At 58.0% G+C, this 21965-nt stretch carries 20 protein-coding genes; 10 read left to right on the plus strand and 10 right to left on the minus strand.

Annotated elements, in window-relative coordinates:
* The 3 genes from LG31_RS0105415 to LG31_RS0105425 all read left to right on the plus strand — a co-directional run.
* Positions 1-174: GNVR domain-containing protein (locus tag LG31_RS0105415; protein ID WP_033113478.1), on the plus strand; the 174-nt coding region annotated here is incomplete at its 5' end.
* A gap of 101 nt (positions 175-275) precedes the next feature.
* The gene (locus LG31_RS0105420; RefSeq protein ID WP_033113479.1) at positions 276-2018 is read left to right on the plus strand and encodes a PglL family O-oligosaccharyltransferase; all 1743 of its coding nucleotides are present in this window, start codon (positions 276-278) and stop codon (positions 2016-2018) included.
* A 537-nt stretch (positions 2019-2555) separates the two neighbouring features.
* Positions 2556-2966, plus strand: a complete 411-nt coding sequence (locus LG31_RS0105425) for an H-NS family histone-like protein (RefSeq protein ID WP_033113480.1) — start codon at positions 2556-2558, stop codon at positions 2964-2966.
* A gap of 396 nt (positions 2967-3362) precedes the next feature.
* On the opposite strand, the gene LG31_RS0105430 is transcribed toward LG31_RS0105425, so the two are convergent.
* From LG31_RS0105430 to LG31_RS0105455, 6 genes are all read right to left on the minus strand, one after another.
* Positions 3363-4724: an efflux transporter outer membrane subunit gene (locus LG31_RS0105430; RefSeq protein WP_033113481.1), complete on the minus strand. Its 1362-nt coding sequence runs from the start codon at positions 4722-4724 to the stop codon at positions 3363-3365.
* Between the two features lies 1 nt (position 4725).
* Positions 4726-6669: a MacB family efflux pump subunit gene (locus LG31_RS0105435; RefSeq protein WP_033113482.1), complete on the minus strand. Its 1944-nt coding sequence runs from the start codon at positions 6667-6669 to the stop codon at positions 4726-4728.
* The gene (gene macA / locus LG31_RS0105440) at positions 6666-7829 is read right to left on the minus strand and encodes a macrolide transporter subunit MacA (protein ID WP_033113483.1); all 1164 of its coding nucleotides are present in this window, start codon (positions 7827-7829) and stop codon (positions 6666-6668) included. Before macA ends, LG31_RS0105435 begins: the two co-directional genes overlap by 4 nt.
* Positions 7830-8033: 204 nt before the next feature.
* Complete coding sequence (locus LG31_RS0105445) at positions 8034-8924, minus strand: manganese-dependent inorganic pyrophosphatase (RefSeq protein ID WP_033113484.1); 891 nt, start codon at positions 8922-8924, stop codon at positions 8034-8036.
* A gap of 286 nt (positions 8925-9210) precedes the next feature.
* Positions 9211-10875, minus strand: coding sequence for a DNA repair protein RecN (recN, locus tag LG31_RS0105450; RefSeq protein WP_033113485.1), 1665 nt, complete (start codon positions 10873-10875; stop codon positions 9211-9213).
* A 140-nt stretch (positions 10876-11015) separates the two neighbouring features.
* The gene (locus LG31_RS0105455) at positions 11016-12329 is read right to left on the minus strand and encodes a 6-phospho-beta-glucosidase (RefSeq protein ID WP_033113486.1); all 1314 of its coding nucleotides are present in this window, start codon (positions 12327-12329) and stop codon (positions 11016-11018) included.
* A 162-nt stretch (positions 12330-12491) separates the two neighbouring features.
* Here LG31_RS0105455 and LG31_RS0105460 point away from each other — a divergent pair, with 162 nt between their 5' ends.
* Positions 12492-13433 (plus strand): LysR substrate-binding domain-containing protein, encoded by a 942-nt coding sequence (locus tag LG31_RS0105460; RefSeq protein WP_033113487.1) that lies wholly within the window; start codon positions 12492-12494, stop codon positions 13431-13433.
* Here LG31_RS0105460 and nadK read toward each other — a convergent pair.
* On the minus strand, positions 13430-14314 hold the full coding sequence (gene nadK, locus LG31_RS0105465) for an NAD(+) kinase (protein WP_033113488.1): 885 nt from the start codon (positions 14312-14314) through the stop codon (positions 13430-13432). The genes LG31_RS0105460 and nadK overlap by 4 nt on opposite strands.
* 315 nt (positions 14315-14629) lie before the next feature.
* Here nadK and grpE point away from each other — a divergent pair, with 315 nt between their 5' ends.
* The 3 genes from grpE (at position 14630) to dnaJ (ending at position 18646) form a co-directional block, all read left to right on the plus strand.
* Positions 14630-15205: a nucleotide exchange factor GrpE gene (gene grpE, locus LG31_RS0105470; RefSeq protein WP_033113489.1), complete on the plus strand. Its 576-nt coding sequence runs from the start codon at positions 14630-14632 to the stop codon at positions 15203-15205.
* Between the two features lie 268 nt (positions 15206-15473).
* Positions 15474-17402, plus strand: a complete 1929-nt coding sequence (gene dnaK / locus LG31_RS0105475) for a molecular chaperone DnaK (protein ID WP_033113490.1) — start codon at positions 15474-15476, stop codon at positions 17400-17402.
* Positions 17403-17503: 101 nt separating this feature from the next.
* A complete protein-coding gene (gene dnaJ / locus LG31_RS0105480) occupies positions 17504-18646 on the plus strand; it encodes a molecular chaperone DnaJ (RefSeq protein ID WP_033113491.1) in 1143 nt (380 codons plus the stop codon).
* Between the two features lie 61 nt (positions 18647-18707).
* On the opposite strand, the gene LG31_RS0105485 is transcribed toward dnaJ, so the two are convergent.
* The 3 genes from LG31_RS0105485 to LG31_RS0105495 form a co-directional block, all read right to left on the minus strand.
* Positions 18708-19436, minus strand: a complete 729-nt coding sequence (locus LG31_RS0105485; protein ID WP_033113492.1) for an MgtC/SapB family protein — start codon at positions 19434-19436, stop codon at positions 18708-18710.
* Between the two features lie 221 nt (positions 19437-19657).
* Complete coding sequence (locus tag LG31_RS0105490; RefSeq protein WP_033113493.1) at positions 19658-20047, minus strand: hypothetical protein; 390 nt, start codon at positions 20045-20047, stop codon at positions 19658-19660.
* A 445-nt stretch (positions 20048-20492) separates the two neighbouring features.
* Positions 20493-20678 (minus strand): YgaP family membrane protein, encoded by a 186-nt coding sequence (locus LG31_RS0105495; RefSeq protein WP_033113494.1) that lies wholly within the window; start codon positions 20676-20678, stop codon positions 20493-20495.
* Positions 20679-20766: 88 nt separating this feature from the next.
* On the opposite strand from LG31_RS0105495, the gene LG31_RS0105500 reads away from it, so the two are divergent.
* From LG31_RS0105500 to LG31_RS0105510, 3 genes are read left to right on the plus strand one after another with little or no spacing between them, the layout of a single operon-like run.
* Entirely contained in the window at positions 20767-21081 is a 315-nt protein-coding gene (locus LG31_RS0105500; protein ID WP_033113495.1) for an ArsR/SmtB family transcription factor, read from the plus strand.
* Complete coding sequence (locus LG31_RS0105505) at positions 21081-21494, plus strand: YeeE/YedE family protein (RefSeq protein WP_033113496.1); 414 nt, start codon at positions 21081-21083, stop codon at positions 21492-21494. The genes LG31_RS0105500 and LG31_RS0105505 overlap by 1 nt, the downstream gene beginning before the upstream one ends.
* Before the next feature lie 13 nt (positions 21495-21507).
* Positions 21508-21954, plus strand: coding sequence for a YeeE/YedE family protein (locus LG31_RS0105510; protein ID WP_033113497.1), 447 nt, complete (start codon positions 21508-21510; stop codon positions 21952-21954).
* Positions 21955-21965 lie beyond the last annotated feature (11 nt).

The raw sequence follows: 21965 nt of genomic DNA on the forward strand, positions 1-21965 counted from the left end.
CTTCAAGATGTTGAGTTTGCATCGTTTAACATGATCGATTCACCGGAAGAGCCTTTTACCCGTGACAAGCCAAAGCGTCCTCTAATTGTTGTATTGGCTACCATGCTCGGTGGTATGCTGGGGGTCGCAATTGTGCTGGTACGCCATGCTTTTCGTCGGCCAGAAACGGCATAATGTGAATGGTTGACTGAGTGGAGGGGGGCAATTTGCCCCCTTTCTTTTTATCTATCTTTTCGGTGCCCTTTCAGTTTTGGGTCTGCTTCAGGAACTGGGCTATGACGTTAACGCGAATCATGATGATTTTAAGCGTGCTCTATTGGTTGTTGGGCATGCATTTCTTTATGCACAATCCTGGTGGTGCAGGGCTCTATCTGCCATTTAATGTGTGGGGATGGATTTTCGCCTCTCTGGCTATAGGGCTGGGATTGTGGCAGGTGACGTTACGCCTGCGCCTGGTTTTTTCTCCACTGCAAGCTGGTTTATGGATAGGTGCTTTCTTACTGTGGCTCCCTATGCTCTATCCTGGGGTTGCACTCAAGGATTATGCCATTCCCAGATTACTGGGGCTCTTTGCTGGTCTGCTGTTTTTGTTTGGACTCTATCAATGGCGCTTTAATCGTTTGCATCGTGATCGCTTGATCTATCTCATCTTGATTGCGATCGCAATGGAGGCGGTATTAGGCTTGGTGCAATTCTATCTGTTGACGCCAGGTAACTGGATTGGCTATGACACCAAAGCCAATCGCCCTTACGGGATATTCCAGCAGCCCAATGTGATGGCAACCTTTATGGCAACCGGGGTTGCTCTTGCTATCTGGCTGGAATTGCGTCGCGAGGGGGGACGCTTGCTGATGGCACTGCGCTATGGTGTCATTCTATCTGCAACACTGTTGCTGGTTGTTTTGCAATCCCGGGTGGGGCAATTGGGTGGCCTATTAGCCCTGTTTTTATTGCTACCGCAACTCCATCGTCACCAATTGCTCTGGCGTGTATTGGTTCTGGTTATGTCGGCGGTAGTGATTGGCCTGCTATCACAATACTGGATGGTAGGAGCCAAGCGTGGGTTGGAGATCTACCAGTCAGGCGGCATGCGTTCCATTTATTGGCCATATGCGATAAAGCTGATTTTGCAGGCACCCTGGGCAGGGTGGGGGTATGGCAGTTTTGAGTCTGTATTCCTGCATCACTATATGGCGGATAAAGCGCTGAATCCTGGTATGGTTCAGATCGAATACAACCTAGATCATCCACATAATGAATTTCTCTACTGGGCTGTTGAAGGTGGCATTGCCCCTATGGTTGGGATGGTGATCATGGGGGGGGCACTATTGTGGCGGCTGAGTAAGACTAGATTGAGTCATGGAATGGCGTTGTTGGCGCTGGTTACACCCATCTTGTTGCATACCCAGACAGAATATCCTCTCTATCATGCTATCGCATTGTGGTGGCTGCTTCTGACGTTGATTTACATCATTGATGCTGAGGTTGAAGAAGCCGCCCTTACCAATGATGGGCGTACCACATGGTGGGAATTTGAGTGTCGCCCCTGGTTGTTATTGCGTTTTATGGCGATTGCAATTCCTGTGGTCGTGGTTCCTTTTATGCTGACTGCGATTCATACCGCCTGGGTAGTTACCAAATATGAGCGAGGTGGTTATAAGGAGCCGACCTTGTTGCTGGATATCGTCAATCCAATGGCATGGTTGACCAGAGTTGAGTTCGATGTGAACTCGGTTCGTCTTATGGTTGGTTTGCAGACCCATAACAAAGGTGAACTTGACGCTTATCTTGATTGGGGCAAAGAGTTTGTTCGCCACACGCCAAGAGCCAATATATACGCCAATATGGTCATCGCCCTTAATGCACTGGGGCGGATTGAGGAGGCCAATGCACTGCGTCGTGAGGCGTTGGTGCTATACCCAACCGAGCCTTTATTGACAGGCTCTGTAGCCACCTCAGTGATCAATAGCGTTGATCAGCGAGCCAATAGTGCAGAAAAGGAAGCAAAGGGACAGTAATCTCACGGGAAAGCCAGTTCTTAAAGTGCTGCCTTTCCTATTGGTTACTACCTTTGCTGCTGAAGAAATCAAGAACCAGCTATCAGGGTCATCATAACATGATGATTTATATGGATAATATAATTATTTGATGGCAATTTCTTCGAGGGCGTAATTGGGGAAGGGGTATATCATTAATCACTGAGTTTGCAGACCTACTCTCCTGATTTGATATAGTGGATTGTGTTGCGCTGTGCTTTTTACTGAGATATCTCTCATGACTATCAAACATAGACCTAGCCGATTCGGAGTGGGTTCATTGGCACAATGTGGTAATTATGAGTCTATCTTTGTCGTTTATTTAGCCTTTTTTCAGAATGGCAGTCTGGCATAAGCGTTTTTCATCTATATCTGTGTTCTCTTTTGCGAACACAGACAACCACCACTAACTTAACTGCTAATAAAAAGCTTGAAGTAAATAAAAACTGTATGTTGTCTTGAATTGTCCATGCTATTCTAAAACCGTTATCTCTGTGACCGATTTTTTGTGAGGAAATAATGAACGAGTTTCTGAAGGTTCTGCTGAACATTCGTAGTCTGCGTGCGGCTATTCGCGAGCTGCCGTTTGAGCAATTGCTGGAAGCGAAAGAGAAGTTTGATCTGGTTTATCAAGAGCGCGCTGATTCTGTTGAGCAGGAGCGTGCTGAACAGGAAGAGCGTCAGCGCAAGCTGAGTGAATTCACTGAAATGCTGCAGCAGGCTGGTATTGATCCTCGTGAGCTGCTGGCTACTGCCGCTGCTCCGGCTGCTGCGACTGGTGCTGCCAAGAGCAAGCGTGCTCCGCGTCCGGCTAAATACAAGTACGAAGAAGATGGTCAGGAAAAAACTTGGACCGGTCAAGGCCGTATGCCGAAAGCCATTGCTGCTCAAGTAGCGCTGGGCAAAGACCTGAACGATTTCCTGATCTGATTTTGTCAGTTTGGATATCCGATAATGCCGCCTCCGTGCGGCATTATTTTTTTCTGCTGCATATTCTTACTGGATTATTCAATCCGCTCGCCACTATTTTTCGTCCCTCTTTGTGAACTGGTTCTCCATAAACCTTATCTCTAGCATTTTATGAGCTGCGATAAATGCAGGTAGTGCGCGGCTCGATCCCGACAAGGGTTGTTTGCCTTGTATGTCTTTGCTTCAAAATGATGGGAAGGGAGATATGACAACAGAAACACAAGTGCATCAAGCGTTATCTCTCATCTTGCATATTTCTAGACAAGGGAGATCGTTGGAGGGGGGAAGTAAAAAGAGAGAAGAAAATGAGAGTAATCAACAAGGCCCCACCCGTTTTCACGAGGTGGGGCATGTTGATTATTGGGTCAGCTTATCGCTGCCGCCGATAGCACGATAGATTTTCGCTGTAGTGTTGAGCTGTTCCTTCTGCTGAGCCAGCAGGCTCTGCTCGGCATCCCACAGGCGGTTCTGCTCGTCGAGCCAGGCCTGAACTCCGGTAGCCCCAGCTTCAAAGCGCGCCTTGGCCAATCGCTCAGACTCTTTGGCATACCCGAGTTGTTCCTGCAGGTAGCTGAGCCGCTGTTGGCCGTAGCTTCGTGCTGCCAGATTGTCTTCCACCTCGACCAGCGCGGTATAGAGCTGCTTGCGAAACTCGGTTTCGGCAATCTGGTAATCCACTTGTGAACTCGCAATGGCAAGGCGGGTATGGTTGTACTCAAGGAAGGGGAGGGCAAGGGTCGCCCCCAGAGAGCCGACCGGATTTTGCAGCACCTGCGCCAGTCTGTCCGAGGCTGTGCTGGCACTGCCGGTCAGGGTGAGGCCCGGATAAAAACCGGTGCGGATCTCGTCCCCTCTGGCCAGGGTTTTGCGCAGCCGCAGCTCCGCCGCTCTCACATCGGGGCGACGGGCCAGCAGATCGGCGGGAATGCCGACAGCCAATTCAGGAATGGGCTGGGTTGTCAGCGAAGTTGGTGCATACTCCAGCTGTCCGTGGCTGCGGCCAAGCAGCAGGCGCAAGGCATTACGGGCCTGCTCCTGCTGTGCCTTGAGAGAGGCGAGCTCAGCCTGTTTGCCCGCTTGCTGCTGGCGGGCCTGTGCCAGATCGAGTCGAGTGATGGCTCCGGCCTTGTATTTGGCCTGTGTCAGCTGCTCGGTGCGGGCCAGGTTGGCCAGCTGTTGCTCGCTCAAGGTAATGGCCGAGGCAAGATAGCCAAGCTGCCAATATTGCTCAAGGCTATTGCCGATAAGCATCAGACGTGTGCTGGCCAGATCCTGCTCGCTGGCGGCCGCTTCCCAGCTTGCCTGATCCCGCGCCGATGCAAGCTTGCCCCACAGATCTACCTCATAGCTCAGGCCAAGTGATGGCCCCATACTGCTGGTTGATTTACCGCTCTTCAGATCCTTGTTGCTACTCGCGCCCAGGCTGCCATTGACCGAGGGGGTGAGATTGGTATCGGCCTGATCAGCACCCAGCCGGGCGCTCTTGAGCTTGAGGGCGGCAATGCGCATGTCCGGGTTGGCGGCCAGCACCGCCTCGACCAGCTGGTTGAGCTGCGGGTCGTGAAAGGCTTGCCACCAGGGGCCAGCCTGGGTGGCAAGCTGTTCGCTGTTCGCCTGCTGCCAGACGGGAGCGATGGCGAGATCTTGTCGGTGATAGGTGCTCTGCTGGCTGCAGCCACCAAGGGCGATACAGAGGGCCAGCCAGGATAATTTGTACATGTTATTCCCTCGCCAGTGCGACCACGGGGTCGAGTCTTGCCGCGTTGCGCGCTGGCAGATAGCCAAACAGGATCCCGATGAGTGACGAGCAGCCAAAGGCCATCAGGATAGAGAAGAGCGAGAACTGCATCTTGATGCTGTCGACCAGCAGGGAGAAGAGCATGCCGATCCCGAGGGATAGGCCAACCCCGCAAATCCCGCCGAGCAGGCTCACCATCACCGCTTCAATCAGGAATTGCTGCAATATGTCGGACTGACGGGCACCGACCGCCATGCGGATGCCGATCTCACGGGTTCGCTCCACCACTGACACCAGCATGATGTTCATTACCCCGACGCCGCCGACGATCAGCGAGATCAGCGCGATGGCCGAGACCATCATGGTCATGGTGGCGGTCGTTTTCTCCACTGACTTGATGATGCTGTCGCTGCTGAAGGTGAAGAAGTCCTTCACGCCGTGGCGTTTGGTCAACAGCTCGATCACCGCCTGCTCCGCCAGTGCCGGCTGTATGCCATCCTTGACCCGGATGGTGAGCTGGCTGAAGTGATGCTGCGAAATCAGGCGGCTCATCACCGCACTGTAGGGGAGCCAGACATTGACCGACTGGCTGGAGGGGCCAAAACCAGTCTCCTGCGAGACAACCCCGATAATGCGCACCGGCAGCGTGCCGACCATCACCACCTTGCCAACGGGATCATCCTTGCCAAGCAGGCTGCCAATACTCTTCTTGTCCACCACGGCGACGGCAGCACGCTGCTGGATGTCTTGCCACTCGAGCAGGCGTCCGCTCACCAGCGTCATTCCTTTCACCTTGAAGTAGTCGTTGCTCACTCCGGTCACGCTGCCACTGCTGGTCTTGTTGCGGTAACGCAGCTGGCCCGGGCTGGCAATCTCGGGACTGGCGCCGGCCAGATAGGGCTGCCCGAGCAGAGCATCGAGATCCCCCTTGTTGAGGGTCTGGATGCTCGCCATCTTCTCATCACCCCACCCCTTGCCCGGGAATATCTCGATGGTGTTGGTGCCCATCGCATTGATCTGGTCGATCACCTTGGTTCTCGCCCCTTGTCCCAGCGCGACCACGCTCACCACTGCGGCGATGCCGATGATGATGCCGAGCATGGTGAGGAAGGTGCGCATCCGGTGGGCCAGCATGGCGTGAACCGCCATACGCCCCGCTTCCCGATAGCGATCCCAGTCATAACTGGCCCCTTCGCCAGCGGCTGGTGGTACGTTGAGCACCGGTTGATTGCCGGCAACCTTGCGTCCGCTATCCTCCTGCACCCGACCATCCTTGAGGGTGATGATCCGGTCGGCGTGGCTGGCCACCTCCATGTCGTGGGTCACCAGAATGATGGTGTGCCCCTGCTGATGGAGCTCTTTGAGGATCGCCATCACCTCCTTGCCGCTCTGGCTGTCCAGCGCGCCGGTCGGTTCGTCCGCCAGGATCACCTCGCCACCATTGGCCAGCGCCCGGGCAATACTGACCCGTTGCTGCTGGCCGCCGGAGAGTTGTCCCGGTGTATGGTGACTGCGCTCGGCGAGCCCGAGACGACCGAGCAGCTGACGTGCCCGTGCTTGTCGGTCATGGCGGCTGGTTCCGGCATAGATGGCCGGGATCTCGACGTTGGCGGCCGCATCGAGATGGGGCAGCAGGTGATAGCGCTGGAAGATAAAGCCGAAGTGGTGGCAGCGCAGGCGGGCGAGCGCCAGAGCGTCGAGCGTCGCGGTATCCTCTCCCCGGAACAGATACTGGCCACCACTCGGACGATCGAGACAGCCCAGCAGGTTCATCAGGGTCGATTTGCCGGAGCCGGAGGCGCCAACGATGGCGATCATCTCTCCGGCTTCGATAACCAGATCAAGGGGATGGAGGACGGTCACCTCCTGCTCGCCGCTCTGGTAGCGCCGCTCGATCCCTTTTAGCTGGATCAGGGGCTCACTCATAGCATGACCGCCACATCATCCTGAGCGGCAGGTGCGCCGTGATTGAGCTGCACCTGCTCTTTTTCGTCCAGACCGCTCACGACTTCGATCCGGATTTCATCTTTCATGCCGGTCTTGATATGGCGGGTTTCGGTCGTCTCATCGTCCTTGATCACGGTGACTTCATACTCGTTGTCTCCCAGCGACTTGCCGAGGGCGGTTTGCGGCACAGTGAGTACCTGCTTGCGTTCGCCGAGCACTATGGTCACCTGGGCTGTCATGGCGACCCGCAGGGTATGGTCGGGGTTGGGCACATCGAACAGGGCGTAGTAGTAGACGGCTGCATTGCTGGTGGTGGTACCGGTTGCAGCCTGATCGTTGATGTTAGTGGGCGCCAACTCCACGGCGCGAAGTTTCCCCTGATAGCGGGTGTCCGGATCGCCAATCAGGGTGAAATAGACCGGCATCCCCGCCTTCACCTTGGTGACATCCGCTTCGGAGATCTGCGCCTTGACCGTCATGGTATCGAGGTCGGCCAGCTTGAGCACGGTCGGTACCGTCTGGCTCGCTGCCAGTGTCTGGCCCTGGCGGGTGACAATGGTAATCACGGTGCCATCCATCGGCGCCAGGATCTTGGTGTAGCCGAGCTCGGTTTTGGCTCGCTCCACCTTGATGATGGCGTTGTCGATGTTGGCCTGACTGCTTTGGAGATCAGCCCGGGTGACGGCCAGCTGCGCTTCGGCGCTCTCCAGATCGGCGCGTGAACTCGCCTCCTGCTTGAACATCTGTGACTGGCGCTGCCATGCCAGCTGATACTGCTTGAGCTGAGCCTGCTTGATCTTGAGCTGGGCGCGGTTGCTGGCAAGCTCGGCCTCGGCGGTTTTCAGGTTGTTCTGGGCGATGAGCGGATCAATCTCCGCCAGCAAATCCCCCTTCTTGACCCGATCGCCAGCCTCGACCGCCAGCTTGGTGACCTGGCCGGAAACCTGAGCGCCTACATCAACCTGTTCAACGGCTTGCAGCACGCCGCTGGCCAGCACGGTTTGGGCAATATCTTCCCGGGTAACCGGCGCTTTGAGGATCGCTGTGGGAGGGTCACTTGGCCATACCAGCCAGCCGATCAGTGCCAGCCCGAGCAGAGTGAAGATCGCCCGGGTTCTCAGCTTGGAGCTTATTTTCATTGAACACCTGAATGAAATCAGAACACGAAAGGGTTATAGGGCGACAATCGTGCAGCAAAGCCATGGCAAATAACAGCCGAAAATATGTAAGCAAAGTTATGGTGTTACCTGTCAATTGGGGGGCAAGTCGTGACTCGAGTGGTGGTGAAATAAAAAAGCCCCGCACAGAGGCGGGGCTTTGCTGAGGCTTGGTGATAGGCGTGTTTAGGCCTTGGCCAGCAACTCCATCACCCAGGGCAGACCCTGCTTCTTGCGGCTGACAAAGCCGGGGTGGTAGCTGGACTCTGCTGGTACTTTCGGGTGCTTGGTAAAGTAGATGCGGCTGGCGGCGGCGGTCAGGTCGGTCACCATCAGAACGAAGAAGTCGAGTCCTTCGCCTTCAACACGGTGTGCCATCTCTTGCTGCAGAGTGTCGATCTGGTCGGCAAGCTGCTGTTCGCTGCCCACTTCAATCTGGCTCATGATGAAGTTCAGACCTTCGGCCTGGAATGCTTTCTCATCTTGTTGCAGCAACTGCGCAGGAGTGAGGCCGCTCAGGTCGGTTTTTGCCATCAGCAGCTGTTGACCAAACTCGGCCAGCGACACCTCGGCCAGCGGCGCAAGACGCTCGCAGGCGATCTTGTCCTGCTCGGTGGTGGTTGGCGAGGTGAGACAGAGGGTGTCGCTCATGATGGCACCCAGCATCAGACGAGCCTGGCTGCGGGTCACGATACCTTGCTGGCTCAGCAGATCAAAAGCGATGGTGCAGGTGCAGCCAACGGCACGGATCCAGGCATCCAGCGGAGACTGGGTGATCAGGGAGCCGAGGCGGTGGTGATCCACCAGACCCAGCACATTGGCCTGGGAGAGGGTGGCTGGGCCCTGCTCCAGATCACTGAAGTCGACCAGCCAGACATCTTTATCGGTCAGATCCTGAGTCAGCAGCTCGGGCTCGGCGACACCAGCCTGCTCCAGAATGAAGCGGGTCTCGGTACGCAGATCGCCGAGGCGCCATGGGGTGGCCTGACGGCCTTGCGCATTGAGCCAGTCAGCGATCACCAGAGCGCTGCAGATACTGTCACTGTCGGGATTCTTGTGGCCAAAAACGTGGATCATAGACAAAGCCTCACAATTGGATACCCATAAAGGGGGCAACACTATGCGAAATCCCCCTCGTCAAGGCAACCCGATCCCGGCAGATGTTGCTGCCTGCTTGGCCAAATCCACCATTTTATTGATCTGGGTCGGTGATCTCACCGCTCTGACAAATGGCTGGGGTGTATTTGCCCTGCTGACTCAGGATGCTTTTCCAGAGCCAGAGCCAGAGCCAGAGCCAGAGCCAGAGCCAGAGCCAGAGCCAGAGCCAGCCGGTGGTGATGTTGCCATCAGGCTGGCCAGGGAATTAATGGTGCAGCAGCTCGCGGGCATTGGCCAAGGTAATGTCGGTGATCTGATCCCCTCCCAGCAGGCGGGCCAGTTCGTTGAGCCGGGCGCTCTGATCGAGCGCATCCATCCGGGTTTCGGTGGTCTTGCCGTCGGTATGCTTGCTCACCACCATGTGCTGGTGGCCATTGCCTGCCACCTGTGGCAAGTGAGTGACCACCATCACCTGAGTCGACTCGCCAAGCTGACGTAGCAGGCGACCTACCACGGCGGCAGTCGGGCCGCTGATCCCCACATCCACCTCATCGAAAATCAGGGTTGGAGTGGAGACCTTGCGAGCGCTGATCACTACGATGGCAAGGCTGATGCGTGACAATTCACCGCCCGAAGCCACCTTGCCAAGCGGCTGGATGGGCTGACCCGGGTTGGTGGTGACCATAAATTCGACCCGATCTATACCCAGCGGAGAGAGGCTGCTCTGGGCATCGGGGCGCACCTCGATGGCAAAGCGACCATCGGGCATCGCCAGTTCGTGCATACTGCTGGTCACTTTGGCGCCCAGCTCCTGGGCGTAACGCTGGCGGCTCTGGCTCAGGGCCTCGGCGGCCTGAACAAACGCCTGACGGGCCTCGGCCAGTTCGTCTTCCATGCCCTCTAGCCGTTCCTCGTCTGAGTTGAGGCGGGCGAGATCAGAGGCCAGCTCCTGATGGTACTGGGCCAGCTCTGCCGGTTTGACATGGTGCTTGCGGGCCAGATTGATCGCCTTGGAGAGGCGGGTTTCCAGCTCGTTGAAACGTTCGGGATCCAGCTCCAGCCGATCCAGATAGCTGCGCAGTTCGCTGTTGCTCTCCTGCACCCCAATCAGGGCTTCGTTCAGCATCTCCAGCACCGGAGTGAGTCGGCTGTCCATGCTGACCAGCCCCTCGGCCCGGTCGACGGCGGTCTGCAGCAGACCGGCGATGGTGGTCTCTTCGTTGTCGTAGAGCAGATCGAGGCAGAAGCCGCACTCCTGCATCAGTTCGGTGCCGTTGGCGAGACGCTGGTGCTCCTCTTCTATCTCTTCAAACTCGCCCGGCTGCAGGGCAAATTCGTCCAGCTCCTGCACCTGATACTCGATAAGCTGGCGACGGGCCTCCCGCTGTTGCTGCTCGGCCTTGAGCCGGTTAAGTTCGTTTTGCAGCTGGCGCCACTGCTGATAGTGCTGGCGCACCTCGTCGAGCAGCAGATGGTGGCCGGCGTAGCCGTCGAGCAGGGCGAGCTGGTAGTCGGGTTTGAGCAGCATCTGGTGGGCATGCTGACCGTGGACGTTGACCAGCAGCTGGCCCAGATTCCTGAGCTGGGTGAGGGGGACGGGCACGCCATTGATATAGCTGCGCGAACGCCCCTCGGCAGAGATGACTCGCCGCACGATGCACTCACCTTCGTTCTCCAGCTCGTTGGTCGCGAGCCAGGCACGGGCGGCCGGGTTGTTATCGAGCAGGAAGCGGGCGCTGACCTCGCTTTTGTCGCTATCGGGCCGCACCATGCCCGCTTCGGCACGCTCACCCAGACAGAGGCCGAGGGCGTCGATGGCGATGGATTTACCGGCGCCGGTTTCCCCTGTGATGCAGGTCATCCCCGGTTGCAGATCGAGTTCGAGAAACTTGACGATGGCGAAGTTGTTGACGGTCAGCTGGGTCAGCATGGTCTCATCCTGTATAGGTCAACATTACTGTGTATGCATCCAGTATATACTGGTCTTATATACAGTAAAGAGGGCGCCACCATTTTTAACGAATACAGGCCACCAGAGTGGTGGCCTGTGGGAGTGCAACAAGGTGAGCGTCAGTGAAAGGCTGACATCAGATCCGGATGGGCAGTGATCACCTCATCCAGCGCATGCTCCATTCGACTACCGCTGGTGATGAGCGGGTTGAGAACCAGGGCGCGCCAAGCGGTATGGCGGTTGCCGGTGATGGCGGCCTCAATGGTGAGCTGCTCGAACTCCTTCATTAATTGCAGCAGGCGCAAGGTGTCTTGCGGGAAGGGGGCTACGTTGAGCGGAAGCGGGCCCGATTTGGTGATGAGGGAGCTCACTTCCACGGCACATTCGTCCGGCAGGCCGTTGATGGCACCATTGTTGCGGGTGTTGACGTGCATGATGATGCGCTTGTCGTTGTGGATGGCACTCATCAGTTCGCAAGCCGCTTCCGAATAATATTGGCCACCGCGTCCCTCCAGTGCCTTGGGTTTCTCGGCGAGATCCGGGTTGCGATAGAGATCGAACAGCTGCTGCTCGATGGCCTTGACCACCTCGCCCCGGGTTCCTTCGCCACTGGCCTCACCGAGCTCCTGTTTGAGGATATCGTCGCTCATGTAGTAGTAGCGCAGATAGGCACAGGGGATCATGCCCAGATGGGTCAGCAGATCCTTGGGCCAGGCAAACGGAGGAATATTGCGCGGAACCAGCGGATCCTTTCCTTGCGCGAGTCGGGCAATCACCTCGCCGAGTTTATCCTCGCCTTGATGCTGGATCTGGCGTACGAAGATAAAGTGGTTGAGTCCGGCCACCTGCATGATGAACTCCTGTTCATCGTGGCTCTCCAGCAGGGTGGCGACCCCTTTTTGCATAATCACCGGTACGTTGCACAAGCCCACGGCCTTGATCTTGCTGTGGCGCAAGACGGCTTCGGTCACCATGCCCGACGGATTGGTGAAGTTGAGCAACCAGGCATCGGGGCAGAGGCGCTCCATGTCGGCGGCGAGCTGCAAGGCGATGGGGATTGTCCGGCATGCGTTGGCAAAGCCGCCCAGTCCGTTGGTCTCTTGCCCAATCAGGCCATATTTCAACGAGATCCGCTCATCGCTGATGCGGGCTTCCAGGCAACCGGCGCGAAACTGGGAGCAGACGTAGTCGGCACCGCGTAGCGCTTCTTCCCGATCCAGCCTTGTTTCAACCCGTACCACCAGTCCGGCTTTGGCCAGCATACGGCGGGTGAGGGCAGCGATGATTTCCATCTTTTCGCGGCCATCGTCGATATCGACTAGCCAGAGTTCGCGCAGCGGCAGCTCGTGCTGGCGCTGGATTAATCCCTCGATCAGCTCCGGTGTGTAGCTGGAGCCGGCACCGATGACTACAATCTTGAGTCCGTGTTTCATTGTCCACCTCATTAGCAGGGATAGGGTTTGACCCTATTAAAGAGGGGCTAGGGCGGGCCGACAAACGAAATATGGGGCAGCATGGATTAGCCTGTTTCATGCATGAGGGGAAATGGCATACTGATGGCCTGCACTGAAACGCGCGTCATCACGAGGTTATCCATGCTGGTTCAACAGAACACCCTTGCCCTGCTGCACACCTTCGAGAGCACGGCCCGTCACCTCAGCTTCACCCGCGCTGCTGAGGAGATGAATCTTACCCAGGGGGCCATCAGCCACCGTATTCGCCATCTGGAGGGGCTGTTGGGGTTTCGCCTGTTTATTCGTTTGACCCGCAAGCTCGAATTGACGGAAGAGGGGGCGCGATTGCTGGCGACTCTGAGCCACTCCCTGCGCCAGATCAACGAGGAGATTGAAGATATTCGTGCTCAGGATCTGCGTGGCACGCTCCATGTGGGGGTTGCGCCGACGCTGGGGCTCAACTGGCTGATGCCCAGATTGCCGCGTTTCCAGCAGCGCTGGCCCGGGTTGAATGTGATGATGCGGGTTCGGGCGGGGGCGGTGGATTTCAACGAGGAGCGGGTAGATCTGGCCATCTACTACGGTGCCACCCGCTGCAGTGATCTGCACCGTGAGCTGTTGATGGAGGAGCGCCTGGTACCTGTTTGCTCTCCCGCCTATGCCGAGCGGCTGGGATTGCTGAGAGAGCCGGCCCGGCTGGCGGAGGCCTGTTTTATCCATGCCTCTGAATCGACCGATGTGCAGCAACTCTTCTCGGAGTGGCGGCTCTGGTGTGATGGCGCTGGCATGACACTGCCCCATGAACAGCACCACTATGGTTTCAATCACTATCAGATGGCTCTGCAGGCGGCACAAGGGGGGATGGGCGTCGCGATGGGGCGGGAGGTGTTGGTGCGTGGCTTGCTGGAACAGGGCGCGCTGGTGGGGGTAGGTGGCCCGGCGGTGGCGGCCGAGCGCAACTACGAGTTAATCTCGCCGCGGGAAAATCGTGAGCGGCCGCGCTTTCGCGCCTTCAGTGACTGGCTGCGCAGCGAGGTCGCGCTCAGTCAGGGCACCGCTGCACAGCCCGATCCTGCAGATTAAAACAGCTTGCTGCCCCAGCCGAGCTTGTTGCGCAGCACGTGGAAGTAGCTGTAGTCGAGCGGGTGTACCAGATGTAGCTGATGGTGGCTCTTCTTGATAAGGATCTCGTCCCCCGGATGGACCGCCAGCGTCACCTGGCCGTCACAGCTCACCTGCATGGCATCATCCTGATTGTCCGGCGAGACCAGCAGCCGCACTTCGCTGTCGGCATCGAGTACGATGGGGCGACTGCTCAGGGTGTGCGGGAACATGGGCACCAGCGTGATGGCATTGAGCTTGGGGGTGAGGATGGCGCCACCCGCCGACAGGGAGTAGGCGGTTGAGCCAGTCGGGGTGGCCACTATGATGCCGTCCGAGCGCTGGCTATACATAAAGCTGCCATCGATATAGACCTCGAACTCGATCATGTGGGCGATCTTGCCCGGGTGTAGCACCGCTTCATTGACCGCCAGATTGCTCGATTTACGCTCGCCATGGCGATAGACCGAGGCTTCCAGCAGGAAGCGGTGTTCGCTCTTGTAGTGGCCGGAAAGCACCTGCTCCAGCGGCAGCAGATAATCTTGCGGCGAGAGATCGGTCAGAAAGCCGAGGTTGCCCCGGTTGACCCCGATCACCGCCACATCGAAGCGCGACAGTACCCGCGCCGCCCCCAGCATGTTGCCGTCACCGCCGACCACGATGGCCAGATCGGCCTGTTGGCCAAGCTGGACCAGATCCATGACGTTTTCCTCGAGGATGCTCAGGGTCTGGGCAACCCGGCTCTCCACCAGTACCCGGAAACCGCGTGAGGTCAGGTATTGATGCAGGCCGGTCAGCGTCTGGTTGGCACCCTCGTGGTGAGGCTTGCCAATCAGGGCGATGGTTTTGAACGGAGAATCCATATTCTGTCGGGTCTGGGTGAGTATTGGGGGCAGTATACAGCGGTTTGTCACGCTTGTGACGTCCTCTCGTGCGCTTCCCTCGCAGAGGTGGGAGGGCTATCTCCTTGACGCGACTGGTGAAAAGCTGAGCATCATTGTCAGAGATACAGCAAGGAAAGTGCCAATAGACCTGTCTGAGTGACCCGGATTGGCCTTTTTCCCCTTGAAAGACAGGGCTCCATCCCCATAATAGCGCCAACATAGTCGGTCTGATGTCACTGGTCACTCAGCCAGACGTCAAGGCCCTCGTAAGTAACCCCGGAATCTGGAGATGTCATGAACCACGAAGAGCAAAAGGTTGAAGCGATGGAGCAAGTGGAAGCCCAGCCAGTCGAGCCGACCGATGTAGACAGTGAAGTGACAGCCGAGCAGGCCCGTATCGCCGAACTGGAAGAGCAGCTGGAGACCGCCATCCAGAAGGCGGCGGAAGAGCGCGAACGCGCCCTGCGTACCGCTGCCGAAATGGAAAATCTGCGTCGGCGTACCGAGCTGGACGTGGAGAAGGCGCACAAGTTCGCGCTGGAGAAGTTCGCTGCCGAGCTGCTGCCGGTGCTGGACAACCTGGAGCGCGCCATCGAGCTCGCCGACAAGGAGAACGACGCCCTCAAGCCGATGGTGGAAGGTGTCGAGCTGACCCTCAAATCCATGCAGAGCGGTGTGGCCAAGTTCGGTCTGGTTGCGCTGGATCCGACCAACCAGCCGTTTGACCCGAATGCCCATCAGGCGATGAGCATGGTGCCGAGTGCCGATGTGGCGCCAAACACCGTGATTGCCGTGATGCAGAAAGGCTATGAGCTGAACGGTCGCGTGATCCGTCCGGCCATGGTCATGGTATCCAAGGCCGCCGACTGAGTCGGCACTTGATGCCCAGGCCCGCCGCTTGGCGGGCTTTTTGTTTATCTGTCTGGTCTGTCATCGGCTGATCACGACAAAAGGTAGGGTTTTTGCGGGGCAGGGCTTGAAGTGGCCGCTTGCGACCCCATATAGGATGCAAGGCCACGGCGGCACAAAAAATTTGATGCCGGGAGCTTGAAAGCCAGATTGGCAGGCCCCACCTAGCCGTTAACGCATTAAGGCGAGTTCCTCGCCAGTTTATTCAAAGTATTTGGAGATTTCTCAAATGGGTAAAATCATCGGTATTGACCTGGGTACTACCAACTCCTGCGTTGCCATTCTGGACGGCGACACTGCTCGCGTGATCGAGAACGCAGAAGGCGATCGTACTACTCCGTCCATCATTGCCTATGCCGATGATGGCGAGATCCTGGTTGGTCAGCCGGCCAAGCGTCAGGCCATCACCAACCCGAAAAACACCCTGTTCGCCATCAAGCGTCTGATCGGCCGTCGTTTTGAAGATGACGAAGTACAGCGTGACCTGAAAATCATGCCGTACGCTATCGCCAAGGCTGACAACGGTGACGCCTGGGTTGAGGTGAAGGGCAAGAAAATGGCACCGCCGCAGATCTCTGCCGAAGTGCTGAAAAAGATGAAAAAGACCGCCGAAGACTACCTGGGCGAGCCGGTAACCGAAGCAGTTATAACTGTTCCGGCCTACTTCAACGACGCCCAGCGTCAGGCTACCAAGGATGCAGGTCGCATCGCCGGTCTGGATGTTAAGCGCATCATCAACGAACCGACTGCAGCTGCTTTCGCTTACGGCGTGAACAAGGTCAAGGGCGAGCGCAAGGTTGCCGTATATGACCTGGGTGGCGGTACTTTCGATATCTCCATCATCGAGATCGACGAAGTTGAAGGCGAAACCACCTTCGAAGTACTGGCGACCAACGGTAACACCCACTTGGGTGGTGAAGACTTCGACAACCGCGTCATCAACTATCTGGTAGATGAATTCAAGCGTGAGCAGGGCATCGACCTGCGCAACGACCAGCTGGCTCTGCAGCGTCTGAAAGATGCCGCCGAGAAAGCCAAGATCGAGCTCTCTTCCGCTCAGCAGACCGACGTCAACCTGCCGTACATCACTGCCGATGCCACCGGTCCGAAGCACATGAACATCAAGGTAACCCGCGCCAAGCTGGAATCCCTGGTGGAAGACATGGTGAAGGACTCTCTGGAGCCGGTTCGCGTTGCCCTGAAAGACTCCGGTCTGGCAGTTGGCGAGATCGACGACGTGATCCTGGTGGGCGGTCAGACCCGTATGCCGCTGGTTCAGAAGACTGTTGCCGAGTTCTTTGGTAAAGAGCCGCGTAAAGACGTCAACCCGGACGAAGCCGTGGCCATGGGTGCTGCCATCCAGGGTGCCGTACTGTCCGGTGACAAGACCGACGTACTGCTGCTGGACGTTACCCCGCTCTCTCTGGGTATCGAAACCATGGGCAGCGTGATGACTGCGCTGATCGAGAAGAACACCACCATCCCGACCAAGAAGTCCCAGGTGTTCTCCACTGCCGAAGACAACCAGTCTGCCGTGACCATTCATGTGCTGCAGGGTGAGCGCAAGCGCGCCAGCGACAACAAGTCTCTGGGCCAGTTCAACCTGGAAGGTATCCGTCCGGCACCGCGCGGTCTGCCGCAGATCGAAGTGACCTTCGACATCGATGCCAACGGTATTCTGCACGTCTCCGCGAAAGACAAAGAGACCAACAAAGAGCAGAAGATCACCATCCAGGCCTCCTCTGGTTTGTCTGATGACGAGATCGAACGCATGGTACGCGAAGCCGAAGCCAACGCGGCCGAGGACAAGAAGTTCGAAGAGCTGGTGCATGCCCGCAACCAGGCTGATGGTCTGGTCCACTCCGTACGCAAGCAGATCACCGAAGCCGGTGAAGCCCTGCCTGCCGACGACAAGACCAAGATCGAAGCCGCTCTGAGCGAGCTGGAAACCGTCATCAAGGGTGACGACAAGGCTGCCATCGAAGCCAAACAGCAGGCTCTGCTGGAAGCGTCCCAGAAGCTGATGGAGATTGCCCAGCAGCAGGCTCAGGCACAAGGTGCCGCCGGTGCTGACGCCGGTCAGTCCTCCTCTTCTGCCAAGGCTGACGACGACGTAGTCGATGCCGAGTTCGAAGAAGTGAAAGACGACAAGAAGTAAGCCCGACCCAGATGGGCGAAGCAGGCTTCGCCCATCGGTTTAGTTTATGAATTCACGGGCGTTGGGTGACCAACGCCCGTCTGCGTAACCACAGGATGAGTATGTCGAAGCGCGATTTCTACGAGGTGCTGGGGGTATCGAAAGATGCCGACGAGCGCGAGATCAAGAAGGCGTACAAGCGTCTGGCCATGAAGTATCACCCTGACCGCAATCAGGGCGATGCCGGTGCCGAAGAGAAGTTCAAAGAGGTCAAGGAAGCCTACGAGATCCTGACCGATGCCAACCTGCGCGCCCGTTATGACCAGTACGGTCATGCCGGTGTCGACCCGAGCCAGGGTGGCGGTGGCCACGGTGGTTTCGGCGGTGGTGCCGACTTTGGCGACATCTTTGGCGATGTGTTCGGTGACATCTTCGGTGGCAGCCGTGGCGGTGGCCGTCGTGGCCCGGCCCGTGGTTCCGACCTGCGCTACACCATGGAGCTGACGCTGGAAGAGGCGGTACGCGGGGTCTCCAAGGAGATCAAGGTGCCGACCCTGGTTCACTGTGAAGTCTGTAACGGCTCCGGTGCCCATACCGGCAGCAGCGCCCAGACCTGCCCGACCTGTCACGGCTCCGGCCAGGTGCAGATGCGTCAGGGCTTCTTCGCGGTGCAGCAGGCGTGTCCGCACTGTCACGGTCGCGGCAAGATCATCAAGGATCCGTGCCGCAAGTGCCACGGTGAAGGTCGCTACCAGCGCACCAAGACCCTGTCGGTCAAGATCCCGGCAGGTGTCGATACCGGCGATCGCATCCGTCTCTCCGGCGAAGGGGAAGCGGGGGAAGCGGGGGCTCCGGCAGGGGATCTCTACGTACAGGTACACGTCAAAGAGCACGAGATCTTCGTGCGTGACGGCAACAACCTCTACTGCGAAGTGCCCATCAGCTTCACCGCAGCTGCGTTGGGTGGCGAGATCGAAGTGCCGACCCTGGATGGCCGCGTCAAGCTCAAGGTCACTCCGGAGACCCAGACCGGCAAGATGTTCCGCATGCGTGGCAAGGGCGTGAAGTCCGTGCGCTCCGGTCAGGTGGGGGATCTGATGTGCAAGGTGGTGATCGAAACGCCGGTCAACCTCACCGAGCAGCAGAAAGAGCTGCTGCGCCAGCTGGACGAGTCGTTCAGTGGCGCCGCTGCCAAGACCCACAAGCCGAAATCGGAAGGCTTCTTCGAAGGGGTGAAACGCTTCTTCGACGATCTGACCAGCTGATTTCAGCCACCCGAATAAACAGAGCCGGCCTTGTGCCGGCTCTTTTTTTGGGTTTTTCCTGTCAATCCGTGGTGCTGGCGCGCCAGAAGACTTGCTTGATATGGGGATGGATCCCCAGTTTGCCCATCAGGGCGTCGAGTTCGTCGCCATCGATGGAGGTGGCGAGCAGCACCGCCGAGATCTCCAGATCCCGTTCGCCAAAGGGCTCGATGTCGAGCTCGCTCAGGGGGTAGTTGGCCTGCTCCAGCATCTCCTCCAGCCAGTGCAGCACCTCTTTCTGGTGCTCGCGCGGAGTGAGCGCCGTCACCTTGTAGGTCACCTCGGTGTCGAGATTGTCGACCGGACGCCGGTTGATCTGATTGACCAGCGGCCGCAGCAGGGTGTTGGCGGCGAGCACGAACAGCGCGCCCAGAATTGCCTCGATGGCGAGCCCGGCACCACAGGCGGCACCGACGGCGGCCACACCCCACAGGGTGGCAGCTGTGTTGATGCCGCGGATGTTGCCCGACTCGCGCATGATGACACCGGCGCCGAGAAAGCCGATGCCGGAGACGATATAAGCCACCACGTGGACCACGCTGTAGCTGCCGCCGTGCAGGTCATAGATACGCTGGGCCAGATTGACAAACAGTGCGGCACCCACGGCGACCAGCACGTTGGTACGCAGGCCGGCGGTACGCTGGCGGTACTGACGCTCCAGGCCGACCAGAGCCCCTAGCACGAAGGCCAGCAGCAGGCTGGCGAGGGTATCGATCAGGGAGATCAGATCAAGTTGTTGCCACATTTTCATGGCCTGTTCCTTCTTGGTTGCTGATGGCCTTCGGGATGAGCGGGCTGTCAGATGGTGCTGGCATAACCCGGGCAGATGAGTAGACGCGCGTGGTGAAGGCCATCACAAAGGGGATGAGCACGCACGTCAAATGGGCCTGCTTCTCCCGTGAGCACGGAGAAGCAGGCACTTTTTCACTCGGATTGAACGGGGCTGGTAAGCCCCGGAGTTAACGGGTTGGCTCAGTTGAGCTGGGGATTGCCATCACTGCGTGGCCGTAACTCCCAGCGCACCGGATGTGCGGCCCCCACCTGATGGACAAACTGCACCAGATAGCGGCGCTGGGGCGGTGTGCAGTGCACATTGAGCACCAGCTCCCGGCCCCCGCTGCGTCCCGGCCGCATCGACTGCATGGGCTGCAGGCCGGCGGGTTGCAGAGTGTGGTTCACCATCTCCAGCACCTGCTCCATATCGGCGCGATCCTCGCAGCGGATCTGCAGCCGGTAGTGGTGTTGGCGCTGTTTGCCGCGCAGCCAGAGTGGCAGCCAGCCACGGCCCAGTTTGCTCAGCAGGGGATGAGCCTGTGTTGCCATCATCGGGTTGGCAACGGACTTGGTTGATACAAAACGCATAGCAGCCTCCTTGTGGGAAGCAGAAACTATGCAGGCATGACGGCCATGGCTTTTGGCCAATGGTCGCCAGACGTCAAGTGTAAAAAGAGAAGAGGGGAGTGGATTTCCGCTTCTCGCAGGGCAGCGAGCATGCGGCAGAGAAAGACCTGCGGCTAGCTCGCGACCTTGGTACCGGCTGACAGGGCCGGTCTACAACTGTCACTTGATGAGTTGCCCACTGATGGTCTCCGCTATTGATAAGAGGCTCGAATGATAGCCGAGCTGACGCAGAGGGTAAACCCCGAGCCAGTGGCGGAAACATCCTGAAACAAATTTTATCTCTCGCGTCACCACTACCGCTTGACGGCCCTGCGCGGCTGTCGAGCCGCCTTTATGCTGCTGGCCAGATCTTGCGCTGGAGCTAACAGACGGCTGACATGACCCATCCAACTCCGATCAAGCCCGCTTATTTAAACCCAAGTCGCCTCAGGATGATGGCTGCCGGGCAGAAACCGGTGAAGGCGCTCTGGATCAGGTTGACCCCGACAAATGCGCTCAACCAGACAAAGCCCGGATGGACCCAGGCGGTAAGGATCAACGAGAGCAGCAACATGCAACCCGCGACGATTCTGACTCCGTTATCTACTGTCATCAGTCTCCCCTTATTCAATTTAGATGTTGCTAATTTAGTATCCATTTATACAATGAAACCAAATATCAGAAGTTGCTAATTTACGCTTATGAGCCAATTCGACCAGATGAACAGACACGCGACAGCAGCCGCCTCCCTGCTCAAGGCGTTGGCTCATCCTGAACGCCTGCTGGTGCTCTGCCAGCTGGTGGAGGGGGAGAAGGGAGTCGGGGAGCTGCTGGCCCACAGCCAGCTGGGGCAGTCGGCCTTCTCCCAGCAACTGTCGGTATTGAAGCGCTACGGCCTTATTCGTTCGCGCAAGGTCTCCCAGCAGATCTACTACTCGTTGGTGAGCGAGGCGGCTGCCGATGTGCTGGGGGCGCTGCAAACCCATTTTTGTCACTCAGAAAATAAGGAATCTTGATGATGGAAAGCCAATGGCTGCTCTCCTTGGGCGGCGGCATGCTGGCAGGGCTGTCGGCCCTGATCCTGATGTTGTTCAACGGCCGGGTTGCCGGTATCAGCGGCATTCTGGCAGGTGCGTTGCAACACCGTGCGCCGTGGCGGGTGCTATTTCTGCTGGGGTTGGGTGCTGGCGCCTGGTTGGCGTTGACCCTGGGTTGGGCCACCATGCCCGCATTCACCACCTTGCCCGGTTGGCCTGTGGTGGTGCTGGCCGGTCTGCTGGTCGGGGTCGGTACCCGTCTTGGCAATGGCTGCACCAGCGGCCACGGCATCTGTGGCATGGGGCGGCTCTCTGTGCGCTCCATTGTCGCCACCCTCACCTTTATGGCGGCAGGTTTCATCACCGTCTTCGTTACTCATCATCTGCTGTAAGGGGCTGATTGCCATGAAGTTGCTGACAAGTTTGTTTGCGGGCCTGCTGTTCGGACTGGGGATGGCCATCTCCGGCATGGTGGATCCCGCCCGGGTCACCGGTTTTCTCGATCTGGCAGGGGCCTGGGATCCCAGCCTTGCCTTCGTGATGGGAGGGGCTTTGCTGGTCTTTATGCCGGGTTACTTCCTGCTGGTGAAACCCCGCCGCCAGAGTGTGTTGGGCGAGCCCATCGCGGCCGTACCTGCCGTAAAGCTGGATCGCAATCTGGTCGGTGGTGCTGCGCTGTTCGGTATCGGCTGGGGGCTGGTGGGCATCTGTCCTGGGCCCGCCTTGAGTCTCATTTCCAGTGGCCAGCCCATGATACTGTTGTTTATTGCGGCCATGGTGGCCGGGATTTTGCTTGTTGATCGGGTTTTGGTGAAGGTGCGGGAGAAGCGCTGCCACCCCCGCTCTGCCTGAATGGATTGCCC

Source organism: Aeromonas lacus, assembly GCF_000764665.1.
GTDB classification, from domain to species: Bacteria; Pseudomonadota; Gammaproteobacteria; order Enterobacterales; family Aeromonadaceae; genus Aeromonas; species Aeromonas lacus.

Excerpts from the sequence above, each read along its gene's own strand:
- LG31_RS0105420 (WP_033113479.1), top strand. The coding sequence starts at position 276 with ATGACGTTAACGCGAATCATGATGATTTTAAGCGTGCTCTATTGGTTG.
- LG31_RS0105425 (WP_033113480.1), top strand. The coding sequence starts at position 2,556 with ATGAACGAGTTTCTGAAGGTTCTGCTGAACATTCGTAGTCTGCGTGCG.
- LG31_RS0105430 (WP_033113481.1), bottom strand. The coding sequence starts at position 4,724 with ATGTACAAATTATCCTGGCTGGCCCTCTGTATCGCCCTTGGTGGCTGC.
- LG31_RS0105435 (WP_033113482.1), bottom strand. The coding sequence starts at position 6,669 with ATGAGTGAGCCCCTGATCCAGCTAAAAGGGATCGAGCGGCGCTACCAG.
- macA (WP_033113483.1), bottom strand. The coding sequence starts at position 7,829 with ATGAAAATAAGCTCCAAGCTGAGAACCCGGGCGATCTTCACTCTGCTC.
- LG31_RS0105445 (WP_033113484.1), bottom strand. The coding sequence starts at position 8,924 with ATGATCCACGTTTTTGGCCACAAGAATCCCGACAGTGACAGTATCTGC.
- recN (WP_033113485.1), bottom strand. The coding sequence starts at position 10,875 with ATGCTGACCCAGCTGACCGTCAACAACTTCGCCATCGTCAAGTTTCTC.
- LG31_RS0105455 (WP_033113486.1), bottom strand. The coding sequence starts at position 12,329 with ATGAAACACGGACTCAAGATTGTAGTCATCGGTGCCGGCTCCAGCTAC.
- LG31_RS0105460 (WP_033113487.1), top strand. The coding sequence starts at position 12,492 with ATGCTGGTTCAACAGAACACCCTTGCCCTGCTGCACACCTTCGAGAGC.
- nadK (WP_033113488.1), bottom strand. The coding sequence starts at position 14,314 with ATGGATTCTCCGTTCAAAACCATCGCCCTGATTGGCAAGCCTCACCAC.
- grpE (WP_033113489.1), top strand. The coding sequence starts at position 14,630 with ATGAACCACGAAGAGCAAAAGGTTGAAGCGATGGAGCAAGTGGAAGCC.
- dnaK (WP_033113490.1), top strand. The coding sequence starts at position 15,474 with ATGGGTAAAATCATCGGTATTGACCTGGGTACTACCAACTCCTGCGTT.
- dnaJ (WP_033113491.1), top strand. The coding sequence starts at position 17,504 with ATGTCGAAGCGCGATTTCTACGAGGTGCTGGGGGTATCGAAAGATGCC.
- LG31_RS0105485 (WP_033113492.1), bottom strand. The coding sequence starts at position 19,436 with ATGAAAATGTGGCAACAACTTGATCTGATCTCCCTGATCGATACCCTC.
- LG31_RS0105490 (WP_033113493.1), bottom strand. The coding sequence starts at position 20,047 with ATGCGTTTTGTATCAACCAAGTCCGTTGCCAACCCGATGATGGCAACA.
- LG31_RS0105495 (WP_033113494.1), bottom strand. The coding sequence starts at position 20,678 with ATGACAGTAGATAACGGAGTCAGAATCGTCGCGGGTTGCATGTTGCTG.
- LG31_RS0105500 (WP_033113495.1), top strand. The coding sequence starts at position 20,767 with ATGAGCCAATTCGACCAGATGAACAGACACGCGACAGCAGCCGCCTCC.
- LG31_RS0105505 (WP_033113496.1), top strand. The coding sequence starts at position 21,081 with ATGATGGAAAGCCAATGGCTGCTCTCCTTGGGCGGCGGCATGCTGGCA.
- LG31_RS0105510 (WP_033113497.1), top strand. The coding sequence starts at position 21,508 with ATGAAGTTGCTGACAAGTTTGTTTGCGGGCCTGCTGTTCGGACTGGGG.